Source organism: Treponema sp. OMZ 799, from assembly GCF_024181365.1.
Classification (GTDB): domain Bacteria; phylum Spirochaetota; class Spirochaetia; order Treponematales; family Treponemataceae; genus Treponema_B.
In genome coordinates this window covers 2,975,973-2,991,917 of record NZ_CP051301.1, presented here as the reverse complement: position 1 = coordinate 2,991,917, position 15,945 = coordinate 2,975,973, and the positions used below count along the sequence as shown (strand labels likewise).

At 39.9% G+C, this 15,945-nt stretch carries 12 protein-coding genes and 2 pseudogenes; 6 read left to right on the top strand and 8 right to left on the bottom strand.

What is annotated here, in order from left to right; all coding sequences use genetic code 11:
• Positions 1 to 13: 13 nt before the first annotated feature.
• From E4O04_RS13825 to E4O04_RS13815, 3 genes are all read right to left on the bottom strand, one after another.
• Positions 14 to 460, bottom strand: coding sequence for a putative toxin-antitoxin system toxin component, PIN family (locus tag E4O04_RS13825; protein ID WP_253708752.1), 447 nt, complete (start codon positions 458 to 460; stop codon positions 14 to 16).
• Entirely contained in the window at positions 429 to 740 is a 312-nt protein-coding gene (locus E4O04_RS13820; RefSeq protein ID WP_002673438.1) for a type II toxin-antitoxin system RelB/DinJ family antitoxin, read from the bottom strand. The genes E4O04_RS13825 and E4O04_RS13820 overlap by 32 nt, the downstream gene beginning before the upstream one ends.
• A 96-nt stretch (positions 741 to 836) precedes the next feature.
• On the bottom strand, positions 837 to 1,295 hold the full coding sequence (locus E4O04_RS13815) for a GNAT family N-acetyltransferase (RefSeq protein ID WP_002691734.1): 459 nt from the start codon (positions 1,293 to 1,295) through the stop codon (positions 837 to 839).
• Positions 1,296 to 1,504: 209 nt separating this feature from the next.
• Here E4O04_RS13815 and hsdR point away from each other — a divergent pair, with 209 nt between their 5' ends.
• From hsdR to E4O04_RS13795, 4 genes are read left to right on the top strand one after another with little or no spacing between them, the layout of a single operon-like run.
• On the top strand, positions 1,505 to 4,879 hold the full coding sequence (gene hsdR / locus E4O04_RS13810) for a type I restriction-modification system endonuclease (RefSeq protein ID WP_253708749.1): 3,375 nt from the start codon (positions 1,505 to 1,507) through the stop codon (positions 4,877 to 4,879).
• Positions 4,880 to 4,893: 14 nt separating this feature from the next.
• Positions 4,894 to 6,324 (top strand): class I SAM-dependent DNA methyltransferase, encoded by a 1,431-nt coding sequence (locus E4O04_RS13805; RefSeq protein WP_253708746.1) that lies wholly within the window; start codon positions 4,894 to 4,896, stop codon positions 6,322 to 6,324.
• Positions 6,321 to 7,136, top strand: coding sequence for a Fic family protein (locus E4O04_RS13800; RefSeq protein WP_253708743.1), 816 nt, complete (start codon positions 6,321 to 6,323; stop codon positions 7,134 to 7,136). Before E4O04_RS13805 ends, E4O04_RS13800 begins: the two co-directional genes overlap by 4 nt.
• Positions 7,137 to 7,163: 27 nt before the next feature.
• On the top strand, positions 7,164 to 8,780 hold the full coding sequence (locus tag E4O04_RS13795) for a restriction endonuclease subunit S (RefSeq protein WP_253708740.1): 1,617 nt from the start codon (positions 7,164 to 7,166) through the stop codon (positions 8,778 to 8,780).
• A 231-nt stretch (positions 8,781 to 9,011) separates the two neighbouring features.
• Here E4O04_RS13795 and E4O04_RS13790 read toward each other — a convergent pair whose 3' ends face one another.
• Entirely contained in the window at positions 9,012 to 9,821 is an 810-nt protein-coding gene (locus E4O04_RS13790) for a tyrosine-type recombinase/integrase (protein ID WP_253692263.1), read from the bottom strand.
• A 60-nt stretch (positions 9,822 to 9,881) separates the two neighbouring features.
• On the opposite strand from E4O04_RS13790, the gene E4O04_RS13785 reads away from it, so the two are divergent.
• A complete protein-coding gene (locus E4O04_RS13785; protein WP_002691718.1) occupies positions 9,882 to 10,481 on the top strand; it encodes a restriction endonuclease subunit S in 600 nt (199 codons plus the stop codon).
• Here E4O04_RS13785 and E4O04_RS13780 read toward each other — a convergent pair.
• Positions 10,452 to 10,988 (bottom strand): restriction endonuclease subunit S, encoded by a 537-nt coding sequence (locus E4O04_RS13780; RefSeq protein WP_256488903.1) that lies wholly within the window; start codon positions 10,986 to 10,988, stop codon positions 10,452 to 10,454. The genes E4O04_RS13785 and E4O04_RS13780 overlap by 30 nt on opposite strands.
• A gap of 200 nt (positions 10,989 to 11,188) precedes the next feature.
• Positions 11,189 to 12,919 carry a M3 family oligoendopeptidase gene (locus tag E4O04_RS13775; RefSeq protein WP_253692260.1) on the bottom strand — a complete coding sequence of 577 codons (1,731 nt, stop codon included), beginning with the start codon at positions 12,917 to 12,919 and terminating at the stop codon, positions 11,189 to 11,191.
• Positions 12,920 to 13,245: 326 nt separating this feature from the next.
• On the opposite strand from E4O04_RS13775, the gene E4O04_RS13770 reads away from it, so the two are divergent.
• On the top strand, positions 13,246 to 14,505 hold the full coding sequence (locus E4O04_RS13770) for a DUF4097 family beta strand repeat-containing protein (RefSeq protein WP_253708738.1): 1,260 nt from the start codon (positions 13,246 to 13,248) through the stop codon (positions 14,503 to 14,505).
• Here the strand turns inward: E4O04_RS13770 and E4O04_RS13765 are convergent.
• Positions 14,486 to 14,701 (bottom strand): annotated as a pseudogene (locus E4O04_RS13765) (tRNA-dihydrouridine synthase); the annotation flags it as partial. The gene E4O04_RS13770 and the pseudogene E4O04_RS13765 overlap by 20 nt on opposite strands.
• Before the next feature lie 454 nt (positions 14,702 to 15,155).
• Positions 15,156 to 15,866: pseudogene (locus E4O04_RS13760) on the bottom strand (DNA-binding domain-containing protein).
• Between the last annotated feature and the right edge of the window lie 79 nt (positions 15,867 to 15,945).

Sequence of the window (15,945 nt, the reverse complement as noted above, 5' to 3'; positions counted from 1 at the left end):
AGCTCCTTTGTTACTAAATTGGTTTCTCAAGTAAATCTAAAATTTGACGCGGTGTTACAACAAAGGTTTCCATAGGAAAGTGTTTTATATTACCGGTGATCAAATAAGTTTCAAAATTTTTTCTAGCACTTAGTGTAACAGCATAAAAAACAATGTCTTTTGGGTCAGGCATAGGATCTAAAACATTTATCCCATCCATTTTTAAGCCTATTTTTTGTATTGCATTAACCGCAATATTGACAGCTTCCTTAGGAAAGCAAAATTTTGGACGGGACAACACAGCAAAATATTCGCTTATAATTTCTTCATTATAAATTGGGATGATTTTGCCTGCATACATATAGTTAATCACAAAACGAGGAATAGAATTTTCTTTTAAAAATGCAGAAACAAGAACATTTGTATCAATTACGGCGTACAGCGGCACTCTATTTTCCTTTTCGTGCTGCATCGATTTCATTATTAATTTCCTCAATGCTCATTTCGGAAACGCCATAAATTGCTGCACTTTTAGACATAGATTGCATTGCTGAAAGAATGTCCGGAGGGATTTCTTTTTTTATTAAAGTTTGTTTGGTATTTTCCAGTTTCATATTAAAAGGAATCCCATTTTCAGCAACACTACGCTTAAAAAATATACGTACGGCTGTGGATAAGTCTAATCCTAACTGCTCATAAACAGCAGTCACATCATCTTTCAGTTTCTCATCAACCCTAATTTGAACTAATGTACTTGCCATACTTACCCCCTAATAATATTATAATATAAAATAATTTTTTTGCAAGTACAATGTAATGATAAAATACTAAAATTATCCGATAATACTTTTGATGTTTTATAATTTTTGGATCATTACCAAGCAAGGATTCCATTCATCCCAGAGTGTGGGAAAAACTTCTAATTTTTTAAATCCTTGTTTTTTATAAAAGGCTATTGTTTGGTCATATTCTTTATAATGTCCTTCATCTACCGTTTTTACCTGTATATAATCATATTTAGTTGAAGCAAATTTTTTCAGCTCATTAAATAATAATGTGCCGATTCCCTTATTGTGATATATTTTTTTTACTCCCATGCAATGCACATCAGCACAATCTGGGCTTGATTCGGTTAATGTTATAAACCCGATAATTTTATCATTTTCCTTTGCTGCCCATAAATCCAATTCTTTTGAATCATTGATATACTCTTTTGTGCTTTCAGGCAAGCCGAACCATTCCGGTAAATCCGTCAAAACTTCTTCGACAATTTTTGCTTTTTCGTCTTTGTTTTCTATTTTTATAATGTTTATCATAAACAACTCCTATTTTTTTACCAGTATATTACTTAAAGTGCAGTTTATGCAATAGGTGGTAAAAAAGTAACAAACTTTTGAAACATCCCCAAAACTAAAATACGCTACGGCCATTCAGCGGTTGCCTTTTAAGCATTATAAGGTACTATTAAAATAACTAAAATAGTGTTATAATTGTTCCTATAGTTTTGGGATATGAGAAGTTAATTATGGGTAATTTTACTTTTTTACAGATGTATTGGCCTGATTTTGCTCAAACAATGGAATTTGCAGAACGCTATGTATATTCGGATCCTGCATCAAGTAAGAATAAATCCGGCTTATTTGTAGAACTGATGGTTCGCGAAATGATGCGTATCGAACATATCCCGGAGCCAATAGATGTAAAAGAAAACAATCATTTTAACCGTACAAGAATCCTCAAAAATGAGGGGCTTATTCCGTATGATGTAAACCAATGGATTAATCAAGTCCGTATCAAACGGAATAATTCTGCGCATGAAAACGATGCTAACGAGCAAGAAGCACTTTTAGTACTCCGTTTTGCCCACCATATTGCGGTTTGGTTTATGCAGACCTACGGTGACAGCTCATTTACAGCGCAGCCGTTTATCAAACCAGAACTGACGAAGCGAAAAATCAATATAATGCCACTGGTTCGAAATCAGGAAAAGAAAATTGAAGAACAGAAAATCGAGCTTGTACATGCAGAAGCAACCATTGCGGAAAAAGATGCCCTGATAGCGGAGCGTGACAAAAGGCTTCAGGAACTTGAAGCGGAAATAAAAAAAGAACGCAAAATCCGAGAGAAGGCGCTCACTCTTACGCCGCAAAGCTCCCGTTCCAAACAGGAGCGTCAAGATACATCTGCTCAAGCAATTGCAAAGACAAAACTGACCGAAGCGGAAACCCGTGCAATTATTGACGAACAGCTGAGAAAAGTCGGCTGGGAAGCGGATACGGAAAACTTGCGTTACGCAAAAGGTGTCTGGCCGCAAAATGGTAAAAGACTGGCGATTGCGGAATGGCCGGTCGCATCGGAAAAGGGAACAACTGCTCATGCAGACTATGCGTTATTCGTCGGCGAACTGCTTATCGGCATTGTAGAAGCAAAACCGTATGCAAAAAACATTCACGCAGTCATAGACAATCAATGTCATGAATATGCCCGGAATATAAAAGCTGAAGATGAAAAGTTCTGTATGGGCGTTTGGCATAATTATAAAGTGCCCTTTGTGTTTGCTACAAACGGGCGGCCTTATTTAAAGCAGCTGGAAACCGAGTCGGGGATTTGGTTCCATGATTTACGGAAAAGCAGCAATATTCCGCGTGCGCTGCAAGGATGGTACAGTCCCGAAGACTTGCTTGCCAAATCCCGTCAGAATATTGATGAAGCCGACCGTGCTCTCGAAAATTTACCGTACGATTTTTTGCGCGACCCAGACGGATTGAATCTCCGCCACTATCAGCTTTCGGCTGTTGAGGCTGTCGAACAGGCAGTTGTGAGCGGGCAGCGGCAGATTCTGCTTGCAATGGCAACAGGCACGGGCAAGACGCGAACGGTCTTAGGTATGATCTACCGCTTCTTAAAAACCAACCGCTTACGCCGTATTCTCTTTTTGGTAGACCGCACGGCTTTGGGCGAACAGGTGCAAGATGTGTTTAACGATGTAAAACTTGAAGACCTGCAGCCGTTGAATACAATTTACAATATCAACACGCTTGATGATATAGATATTGCAACGGAGACGCGCGTACAAGTTGCTACCGTGCAGGGAATGATTTCCCGCATCATGAGCGAAGAGAAAGACCGTATTCCTTCATCTGGAGACTTTGACTGTATCATTATTGATGAAGCGCACCGCGGATATACGCTTGATCGAGAGTTAAGCGAAGCCGAACTTTTGTATCGTGATCAAAATGACTTTATCAGCAAATACAAAAAAGTGATTGAATACTTTGATGCGGTCAGAATAGGGCTGACTGCGACGCCGGCTCTGCACACCACGCAGATTTTTGGAAATCCCGTATTCACATATTCATACCGCGAAGCAGTGATAGACGGTTATCTCGTAGATTACGATGCACCTTACAGCATCAAAACGGAACTAAATCAGCACGGCATTCATCATCAAAAAGGAGAAAAGCTTGCCCGCTATAATCCCGTTACAAAAGAACTTTTAAATCCTGAGGAGCTTGCAGATGAGCTTGATTTTGATGTAGAAGACTTCAACAAAAATGTGCTTACCCCCGCTTTTAACAAGACGGTACTTACCGAGCTTTCAAAATACATAGATCCTGAAAGCGACGAAAAAACAATTATCTTTGCCGTAAGCGACTGCCATGCAGATGAGATTGTCGAACAACTGCGTCAGATATATAAAGCACATGATATCACTGCTGCAGCGATAGAAAAAATCACGTACGCAATAGGAGACAGAAAGCGCGTACAGGATGCAATCAAGCGTTTTAAGAATGAGCATTATCCTACGATTGTCGTAACTGTAGATTTGCTTTCTACCGGAATTGATGTGCCGGAAATTACAAAGATTGTCTTTATGCGCCGTATAAAATCCCGTATTCTTTACGAACAAATGCTTGGTCGTGCCACTCGCCTGTGTCCCAAAATAAATAAAACCCATTTTGAGATTTATGACACAGTTGATTTATACGGCTATCTGAATGAAGTTTCTTCGATGAAACCTACCGTATCAAATCCAAGCGTAACGTTTGATGAACTGTTAGAGGGCTATAAAACGGTAACCGACAGCGACCATATCGCGTATATAAATGATCAGATTATTGCAAAACTCCAACGCGCAAAACGCCGTATGGATCAACATCAATCAAACTTTTTTACTGTTACAGCGAATTACGACAGCGTAGAAAGTTTTATTGCCGCGGCGAAAGAAATGAGAACTCACAGTGAAGAATCGTGTAGGGATTTGTTCTTGGAAAAACGAGCGGCCTTTAACGCATTCAAGGAATCCGGAGAAAATGCCCGCTATGTGATTGTCAGCGATAAGCCGGACGAATTTCACGAAATAACACGGGGATATGGAAAGGGGCAAGAGCCGGAGGATTATCTGGAAAGTTTTTCTGAATATATAAAAACGAACCGCGATAAGATCGAAGCGTTGGAAATAATCTGTACCCGTCCCGCCGACCTTACCCTTAAAGACCTGCGGAATGTAAGCATGACGCTCGATGCGAACGGTTTTAATTCAATGCAGCTCAATACAGCCATCACGCAGCTTACAAAGGAAGAATGCGCTGCGGATATTATTACATTTATTCGCCGATATGCTATCGGAAGTCCCCTCATTTCGCACGAAGAGAGAATCTGCAATGCCGTTAAAAAACTGTGCAAAGCTTATAATTTTACCGCAAGCGAAAAGAAATGGATTGAGCGCATAGAAAAGTATCTTATCAACGAATCGGTTTTAAATGTTCAAACCTTCGATGAATTTAGTGCATGGCGTGCACAAGGCGGGTTTTCAAAAATAAACAAGATTTTTTCAGGAGCACTCACTGCAATCGTGCGTGAACTGAATACGTATCTTTATGAAGACAAAGCAGCATAGGCGGAGTAGACAATATGACAAATCAAGAAATCGTTTCAAAACTGTGGAATCTTTGCAATATTTTACGTGATGACGGAATTACCTATCATCAGTATGTTACGGAGCTGACCTATATCCTGTTCTTAAAAATGGCAAAGGAGACAAAAGCCGAAAATACGCTTCCGAAAAACTATCGCTGGGATAAACTTGTTTCTTACAGCGGAATTGAGCTGAAGAAGTTCTACAAAGAGCTGCTGTCATACCTTGGTGAAAACACAAAGGGGCGGGTACGTGAGATTTATCAGGGGGCTAGTTCCAACATCGATGAGCCGAAAAACCTTGAAAAAATTATTAAGTCTATCGATGAGCTCGACTGGTATTCCGCAAAAGAGGAAGGACTTGGAAACCTTTATGAAGGGCTGCTCGAAAAGAATGCGAACGAAAAGAAAAGCGGGGCGGGGCAATACTTTACTCCTCGCGTTTTAATTGATATGATGACACGCCTTACCTCTCCACAGGTAGGAGAGCGTTGCAACGATCCTGCGTGCGGAACGTTCGGTTTTATGATTAGCGCAGATCGATATGTAAAAAGCCTTACCGACGACTACTGCGACTTGACCGAAAAAGAAGCTGCATTCCAACTCAAAGAAGCTTTTACCGGCGGAGAACTGGTACATGAAACCCATCGTTTGGCGCTTATGAATGCAATGCTCCATAATATCGAAGGGAAAATCGTACTCGGTGATACGTTGAGCGAAAGCGGTAAGGCAATGACCGGCTACGACGTGGTGCTTACGAATCCTCCATTCGGAACAAAAAAGGGCGGAGAGCGCACAACTCGCGATGACTTTACCTATACCACCAGTAACAAGCAGTTGAATTTTTTGCAGCATATTTACCGTTCGCTAAAGACAACCGGCACAGCCCGCGCTGCTGTTGTATTGCCGGACAACGTACTTTTTGAAGACAATACCGGTCAAAAAATCCGCCGAGACTTGATGAATAAATGTAATCTGCATACGATTTTACGCTTGCCGACCGGTATTTTTTATGCACAGGGTGTAAAGACGAATGTACTCTTTTTTACTCGCGGTAAAACTGATGAAGATAACACAAAAACCGTATGGGTGTATGATTTACGCAGCAATATGCGTTCATTCGGAAAAACAAATCCGTTAAAAAAAGAAGACTTTACCGAATTTGAATCGCTCTATTGTGCAGGACATCTCGAAGACCGCAAAGAAACGTGGTCGCCCGAAAATCCGAACGGCAGATGGCGCAAGTTTCCGGTTGAAGAAATCTTAAAAGATGAAAAGACCAGCCTCGACTTAAAATGGATAAAAGACGGTTCCGATACAGTGGACTGTTCACTCGCCGAGCTTATGCAAACCATTCAAACCAAAAGCGCAAACATTGCCGCAGCGGTTACCGAGCTTTCCAAACTGATTGAAGGAATTGAAGAATGATAAATCGGAACGAAGAACAAAACTTTAATAAACTTTCAGAAGTTATAAACGAATACAACAAGCTGCAAATTTCTCAGCAGCTTGATTATGATAAATTCTATTTATATTCGATTATCACACATTCAACGGCAATAGAAGGTTCTACCGTAACGGAAATTGAAAATCAGCTTCTCTTTGACGAAGGGATAAGTGCAAATAAACCGATTCACGAACAGCTAATGAATCTTGACCTAAAAGCTGCATACGAAAAAAGTTTTGAGCTTGCAAAACAGTATACGCAAATCACACCGGAAATTCTTTGTGAACTTTCAGCTCTAGTAATGAAAAATACCGGCACTGTATACAATACAATCGGCGGAACATTTTCTTCTGCAAAAGGAGAACTCAGACTGGTAAATGTCAGTGCAGGACGAGGCGGAAAAAGCTATATGGCGTGGCAGAAGCTTCCGCAAAAACTGGAAGAATTTTGTAGTTGGCTTAATGCGGAACGAAAAAGCATTGCAGAAAAAGATATAGAAGCTCAATACGCTTTTAGCTTTCTCGCTCATTATAAACTTGTTCACATTCATCCGTGGGCGGATGGAAACGGACGGATGAGCCGGCTCTTAATGAATGTTATCCAATATGAAGCGGGGCTAGTTCCTGCAATAATCAAAAAAGAAAACAAAGCGGAATATATTCAAAGTCTTTCTTCTTCACAAGACAAGGATGATCCTGCGGAGTTCTTACATTTTATGTTTTCGCACCATATACGGAATTTGAGCGAGCAGATAGAAGAATATAAAACCTCGCTTGAAATGAGCGGCAGCTGATAATGGCTGTTACAGGGAGATTATAACGTGAACACAAATGCATTACGTCAAAAAATTTTAGACCTCGCAATTCACGGAAAGCTGGTAAAGCAAGATCCGACCGATGAGAGTGCAGCCATACTCCTTGAAAAAATCCGTGCAGAAAAAGAGAAAAAAATCGCTTCCGGAGAGATAAAACGCGGTAAAAATGATTCGTATATTTTTTTCGGTGATGATAACAGACACTATGAGAAGTTCGCAGACGGCAGAGTAAAGGATATCGAGGACGAAATCCCGTTTGCCGTGCCGGAGGGCTGGGCGTGGTGTAGGTTGGGGGTAGTGGCAGATATTGCGAGAGGTGGCTCACCGCGACCTATTGAAGACTTCATTACTGACAAAAAAAATGGTATAAATTGGATAAAGATAGGTGATACGGTTCCGGAAAGTAAATATATAATTTCTGCAAAAGAAAAAATCAAACCCGAAGGTAAAAAACATTCTCGTTTTGTTCATGCAGGGGACTTCCTACTAACAAATTCTATGAGTTTCGGTCGGCCTTATATTTTAAAAATAGATGGCTGCATACATGACGGCTGGCTTGTTTTTGCTGATATAATAAAGTATCTTCTAAAAGATTTCTTGTATTATGCTCTAAGTTCTAAGTATATTTACAACTCATTTTCTTTGGTTGCCGCAGGTTCAACTGTCAAAAATTTAAAGGCTGATACGGTAAAGCAAGTTTTATTTCCCCTTCCTCCACTCTTAGAGCAGAAGCGTATAATTACAAATATAGAAGCAATCTTTGCACAAATCGACCTGCTGGAACAAAATAAAGCCGACTTACAGACAGCCGTCAAACAGGCAAAGTCAAAAATCCTCGATCTTGCAATCCGAGGGAAGCTTGTTCCGCAAGATCCTGACGATGAACCTGCAAGTGTTATGCTGGAAAAACTCCATGCTGAAAAAGAAGCTAAAATCGCTTCCGGAGAGATAAAACGCGGCAAGAATGATTCGTATATTTATAAAAATTCTACTGATAATTGTTATTATCAAAAATATACCGATGGCCGCGAGGAAAATATTTCTGATGAAATTCCGTTTACCGTACCGGAGGGCTGGGCGTGGTGTAGATTGGGGGAGATTTCTGAATTCTTATCCAGAGGGAAAACACCGGTTTACACAAAAGAAAGTCAATATCCGGTTTTGGCACAAAAATGTAATCAATGGGATAGTATACGATTAGACAAGGTTCTTTTTTTAGATCCAAATTCATTATCAAAATGGACTAATGAATATCATCTGCAACACGAAGATATTGTAATAAACTCTACGGGAACAGGTACTATTGGGAGAGTTGGTATCTTTGATATAGGAATTCTGGGAAAATATCCTTTTATTGTCCCTGACTCACATATATCCATTGTGAGATGTTATAAAGCATACATATATCAAAAGTATATATATGCTATTTTTACATCTGAGCATCTGCAAAATAAAATTAATAAGGCCGCAACCGGATCTACCAACCAAAAAGAACTCCCGAAAAACATTCTAATCGAATTCTTTCTTCCTCTCCCCCCACTCGCCGAACAAAAACGAATCGTTGCCAAAATTGAAGAACTGTTTGCTCAGCTTGATTTTATCACGACTACACTAACAAAATAGTTTTGGTTCAATGGATGTATGGAGAAAAGATCAAGATACTATTAAAAAACTGAAAGAGATTAGCTATGAATAACATTCGCTTCCAAGTTAGCAACAGAGGCAAATTCAGTTGCAGTAAGGTGTTTGCTATAAGAATTATTACTTAGAATTGCCGATATGGTTTTTCAAAAGATGGGCCGTTTAAAGTAAGAAGACTGTCCAAAAACTGAAATTTCTGGACAGTTTCAATTTTTACCATGTTACAATGCTATCAACCAGTTCCCGCTGTTCGCTTGCGGTGCGGCGTAAATAAATGCGCGTTGTTTCGATACTTTCATGCCCCATCAAATCGGCAAGAAGAGAAATATCATTGAACTTTTCAAGAAAATTCTTTGCATAGCGGTGCCGGAATGAATGCGGATAGACAACTTTTTCATTTATTCCGTATTTTTTGGCATAATTCTTTAGCTGCTGCGCAATTCCTCGGGTAGTGATATGCTTTTCAAAACGATTTAGAAACAGATAGCCGGATTCACGCCTGATTGATTCCAACCATTGCATGGCTTCTTCTTTCAAAATTTTTGGAATATAGAGCCGCCTGAGTTTTCCGCCCTTTGAATATAGATCAAAATATCCCAACTTAACATGCTCAACTTTTATCTGAATAAGCTCGCTGACTCGCGCCCCTGTAGCTGCGAGGAACCACACGACAAAATACCATTCTCGATTTCCGTCTCTTTTAAGGCTCGATTTCAAAAATTGATAGTCGGCGTTACTGATAACATTTTCAAGGAAGTTCTTCTGCTGAACTTTTACAAATTTTAACTGCAGCTGATCTTTATGTATAAACTGCAAATACTTGTTAATTCCCTGAATCCTTAAATTCACCGTTTTCGGTTTAAAAAACTCAATCAAATAGCCTTTGTATGCAAGCAGATTTTCCTTACTGACAGAATCATAATGTTCTGTGTAGTATTTAACTGTCCATAAATACGATGTAAGAGTATTCTGAGAAAGATTGCTTTTCTTTAAATACTCTTCAAAACTTGTGCCGTTTTCCATAACGACCTCCCAATAAACAAGATTAGCGATCTCTCGCTTACCAGAGAGTATACTTGTAATGTGATTTCTTGTTATTATGAGAAGTTCGAGGGGGCAGAAGAACAGATCGAAATACCGTTTGATTTACCGGAGGGTTGGTGCTGGCAAAAAATTTCTTCAATATGTGAAATAAATCCTAAGAATAAATTGGATAATACTTTAGAAATTTCTTTTGTGCCAATGACTTTAATTGATTCCGAGTTTAATAACAATTTTACCTATGAATTGCAAAGATGGGAAACTGTAAAATCAGGATTTAGTCATTTTGCGGATAATGATATTGGAATTGCAAAGATTACACCTTGTTTTGAAAATAGAAAATCTGTGATTTTTAAGAACTTAAAGAACAAATATGGGGCCGGAACAACAGAATTACATATATTACGAACAAACAATGAATATATTTTCAATGAATATGTATTTTGGTTTATAAAAACAGATACTTTCATAAAGGAAGGAATCAATAATTTCACCGGTGCTGTAGGACAACAAAGGATTGGAAAAGAATTTATTGCAGAAACTCTTATTCCAATTCCACCGTTAAATGAACAGATCAAAATATGTAGAACCATCAATAAGTTAATGAAAAAATTAGACAAGATTGCTTTGAATATTATCTAAAACATAAAATATTTCTTCAATTCTAGTAACAATTCTTTTTTGCTCTGAAATTGGAGGAATAGCAATAAAAGATTCTGCCATTTCTTGTAAATAAAATCCCATTTGAGCAGTACCGGTAGCATGTTCAGCTACATAATTTTGATAAAAATTACTGTCAAAAAAGAATTTCACATATTTGTTGTAAACCTTGGTGTTAAGAATGGAAACACTCCGTTGAAAGCAGATATTCATTCTGCCGTCATAAATGCAACTTCTTCCTAATGAACCTACGGATGTGAAAAGTATATCACCCGTTGTAGCATTGGTCCTCAAATTTTCTGAATCAAACATCTCTTTCGTTAAATATCTGACATTTTCTAAATCTTCTACTGTGTTATGATTAATATTTCTTGAAGAAACCATTATATATTCTGTTTTTTCTTCGATACCTTTAGGCGGATTATGATCTCCATCTACAAGCTTATCGCAAATTCGTCCTAATTTTGTCCATTGCCATTTTGCCGGCAGTTCAAAAGGAATCTCATTATCAATACAAACATCTTTTTTTCCAAAGAACTTCTCATAATAACAATTATGTCATATTCTTTTCGGTACAGGGGTCGTCTTACAAAACCAATAATTTATCGATAGGAACGGCTTTGGATGCGTCGCCTCATTTAATGCCTTGTCATCAAATGCGGCGACAGGCTGGGGCTTCATTTGTGCTGCTACAGTTTTGAATCGTCTATCGAATTGAGCCATTTTTCGCATTCGGGGGTTACCGAAGCGATGCAGTCTTCTTCAAAGGGGTTTTTTAGGTTTGCAAGTTTTAAAAGCTCCAAGAAGGGGAGGCTTCCGCCTGCCTTGCAAAGGCGTAAATAATCTTCCCATGCCGTTTTGCGGTCGGCATTGGCCTTTACCCAAAACTGCAGGGCGCAAACTTGGGCCAAGGTGTAATCTATATAATAGAAAGGAGAAGCAAAGATGTGCCCTTGCTTTACCCAAAAGCCGCCTCGGTTAAGGTAGTCGTTATCGGCATAATCGATTGAGGGATTGTACTTTAGTTCTATCTTATGCCATTCCGCCTTTCTTTCGGCAGGAGTTGTTTCGGGGTTTTCATATACCCAGTGCTGGAATTCGTCTACTGTGGCTCCGTAGGGGAGGAATTCGAAGGCGCCTGAAAGATGGGTAAACTTAAACTTTTCTGTCTGGTGCTTAAAGAAAAGCTCCATCCAGGGCCATGTGAAAAATTCCATACTCATCGAGTGAATTTCGCAAGCTTCAAGGGTGGGCCATCCGTATTCGAGAAGACGGGCATCCCTGCTTTGATAGGCTTGGAAGGCATGGCCTGCTTCGTGGGTCATAACCTCGACATCGTGCTGGGTCTTGTTAAAGTTTGCAAAGATAAAGGGAACCTTGTACATGGGGAAACCCGTGCAATAGCCTCCGCCTGCTTTTCCCTTGGTTGAAAGCAAGTCCATAAGGCCGTAGCCTGTCATCATTGTAAAGAACTCGCTTGTTTCCGGCGAAAGCTCGTTGTACATTTTCTTTGCCTGCTCAACAATCCAATCAGGCTCGCCTTGCGGAACGGCATTTCCCGTAAGGTATTTGAGACCCGTATCGTAATAATAGACCTTATCGAGCTTTAATCTCTTGCTTTGGCGCTTTTTTAAGTCTTGGGCAATCGGAACAACAAGCTCATAAATCTGCTTTCGGTATTTTGCAACCATTTCGGCATTGTACTCGGTTCTTCCGAGTCGGTCATAGGCAAGCTGAACAAAGTTCTTGTAGCCGAGTTTTTTGGCTATCTTTGTGCGTATCTTTACAAGCTCATCATAGATTGAATCGAATTCGGCTTCGTTTTCTTCAAAAAAACCGTAATAGGCTTTTGCAGCTGCCTTTCTTACCTCCCTGTCCATGTCCTGCATAAAGGGACTTAACTGTGAAAGGGTTCGTTTTTCGCCTTGGAATTCGATCTGGGCAGAGGCGATGAGTTTACTGTATTTACTGGTAAGCTTGTTTTCGGCCATGAGGTCGTCCATAATTTCGGGGCTGAATACCTTTAAGGATAGATCTGTTAAATCAAAAACCTGATGACCGAATTCTTTTTCGAGCTCGGCTCTGAATTTGGACTTGACCATTTCTGCGCCGAATTCGTTTGAAAGCTTACTAAAAAGAGGCCCTGCTTCATCATAAAAATCGTTTTCTTTATCGTAGAATTCGTCCCTTGTATCGATGGTGTGCCTGACAGAGGCCAGTGAAGCCATAGTGCTGTACTCGCGGTTTATGGTCTGCACCATATCGATAGCTTCGATTTGTTCTTTTACTGAAGCTGCTGCCTTAAATTTAGATAGGGCATCGGCAAAGCCCTTTTCAATCGCCTTCATATCCGGCCGCGTATAAGGCATTTCCTTAAACGGAACCAAAGGCAGTGCTTTTACTGTGCATGTGTCTGACATAAGTACTCCTAAGATATTGAGGAAACAGAAGTTTCCGAATTTTTTACAAAAATAAGGGAACCTCTAAAAACTTCAGCTTTTTAGAGGTTTTCCTTAATCTTATTTGCGATGTTTTTAATAGGTCATTATTACATAAGGACTTATTAAAAACTCGTCGGGCATCTCTAAAAATCTAACCGAGTTTTTAGAGATGCCCATAAGTATATAGAAGAAATCATCTTATGTCAATTGAAGGTAAAGAAGCGATTTTTATACTGGACAAACTGTGAAAAATAGCTTAGACTAATAACAGAGTCTTTAAAATTATCTGTTTTAAGGAGGATTGTATGAAAAAAAGGATAATTATTTTTTTTATTGCTGTTTCTTTAATCGGCATTTCAGGTTTAAAGCTGTTTTGTAACGGGGCATTTGATGAAGATAATCTTGATGATCCGGGAGTGTGTTATAATGAAAAATGGCTTGATAACGTAATAGGTTCGGATGTTCCGTTAGATAAAATTCCTAAAATAATTAAAGTAGAAAATTGCAATGCAAAATTAACTATCCATACCCATGTATCGGCGGCTTCCCTGCATTACAGTATAAAAGGCTTACCGGAACATGCCGTAAAAGTGAAAAGATCTTCTTCCGAACTTGTAATTACCGAAGAAGAAATCAGACCGAAAAATAGAAGATCAGGAAAAAAGAAAGACAGGATTATTGCGTATATTGATCTTGTCATCCCTGCTTCAGCTTCCATCGGTAGTCTGATTGTGAACTCGAACATTGGCGGATCCGAGATTACGGGGATATCTTGTACTTCATTTGCACTAAACGCAGGAATAAATCAAGTCAAGGTTTCCGATGTTAAATGTAAAAATCTTGATGTGGAAGGAAGCATAGGTTTTCTTGAAATGAAAAATATTTTGTGTGATGATTGTAAAATAGAAACGAGTGTAGGAGACACCCGAATAGAAAATATATCGGTAGAAAATAAAACGGCTTTAAAAACTTCAGTAGGTTCAATTACTGTGGAAAACGGTAATTTTAAAAATCCCGGACTTTCAATAAACGGAGGTTTTAATTTTAAAGGAACTTTTGAAGGTAAGGTAAAAATTGAAAGCGGCATAGGCCATGTAGATATGGATTTACAAAATTCAAACAAAATAGACGAGTTCGATATAAACGGTTCAGTAGGGAATATTGAGCTTAAAAACTTTACTGCAAATATGTTAAAAATGAAATTTTCCGTCGGCAATACAAAAATAAAAAATGTTCTAGCAGATAAGGCGTTTATTGAGACAAGCAATGGGAGTACATATTTAGATAACTGTATTTTAAAAGATGCTGCTATTAATCTTAGTATAGGAAAATTCGATTTTTCCGGCATATTAAAAGGAGCCTGTTCAATTGAAAGGTCTATAGGTTCCGTTAATTTGGATATTAAAGATTCAAGAAACAACTACGGTGTTTTTTTTGAAGACGCCTCCCGCTCAAATATAAAAATTAATGGAGAGTCCATTTTTACTGTCGGAAATCAAAATGCAAAAAACACCTTACATATAAAAGGCGGAAACGGAAGTTTTTCTATAAAGTTTTTGGATTAAAATAATTTTGAATTATAGCTTTATACTCCTCGATTGTTGAGGCTTGTACCAATTCTTGGCGGAGGCGAGAGCCGTCAGGTATGCCCTTAGTGTATGCGGCGAAGCGTTTACGCATTTCGCGACAGCCTTTTTCTTCTCCCTTTTCATCGCATAAAAAGACGAGCTCTTTAAAGCCTGTGCGAATTTTTTGTTCGGTATCGCCTGGAGGCAGTTTTTGCAGGTAGTCTGCAAGTTTTGCAAACGCAATGGGTGTGTACTCAGACGGTGCCGGCGGTTCCTCTGCCTTAGGCTTTGCCTTTTGCGGGCAGGCTGTAAAGATAAGTGCGATGAGCAGCATAAAAGCGGCTCCCAAAAAGGCTTTTGTCTTAGTTTTTGAGTTGTTTGTTTTCATTTTGAAAACCTCCATAAAAAGTTGTGTGTTTGTTTTAAGGGGAGGGAAAGAAACTTTTATCCGAAAAAGTGTCTTAGCCTCGAAGCTCCGCCGGCTGTACCTCCCCTAATTTGAATTGTCCCAATCCAAAAGGACTTTGTCATTACATTGGTAGACCGGCTACCATTATGTTGGTAGACTGCCCACCATTATGCCGGTAGGGTGTCTACCATTATGTTGGTAGACTGCCTACCATTATGCCGGTAGACCGGCTATGTTTTTATGCGGTAACGGTAAGCGGTTTGGCAAACCGTCCGGTTTTGAGCGTTTTCAGTTTTTTACCGCCCATATCTATTTTTGTCCTTACCTCTATGTAGTAGGTGCCGGCTTTAAGGCCGGTGGGGATGATGGCCATGAGGCGGGCGGGTTTGTTTTCGGCTATTACTGTTGCCCGTACCGCTTCTCCCGTTTCGGGTACAAAGAAGATGCCTTGAGCCGCGTCTTTTGCATCGAATTTAAGGCGGTTTCCTACCAGCCGGACGACCCCGCCTTTGGTAAGTACTTCGTTTACCTTGCCCGATACGACGTCGGTAACTTCCGTGATATACGGGTCGGTGCCGGCGGCTTCGGTTTTTTCGCATTTGATTTTGGAAAGTACATCGCGAAGGAGCGTGCCCGCAGTTATGTTCAAGTTGACCGTGTGCCGTTTTTTATCAAAGCTGTCGTTTGCGCCGTTGAACACGCCTGAGATGCTTAAAGCGGTGTTCATAAGCGGGGTATTGAGCGCACAGCCGTCTTTGATAAGCAGCGAGCATACCTCTCCGTAGACTTGCAGCGTTGCCGCCACATCCGCCCGTGTAAGGGTTGAGCCTTTTTCCATCATCAAGTCGATAATCTCGTCAAGAGTGTACTAGCGCACGTCGGCCGCCTGCGCCATGTAGTCATCGGGCGCAGGGGTGAGTAAGTTTTCGCGAAGCGAGTATTTCAGCATAGCTTCCTCCTAAAAATGTTTTTTAAGGGGAGGTATCCCCTTAGACCCCCAACTGTTTTTGGGGAGGAAGGACACCCCG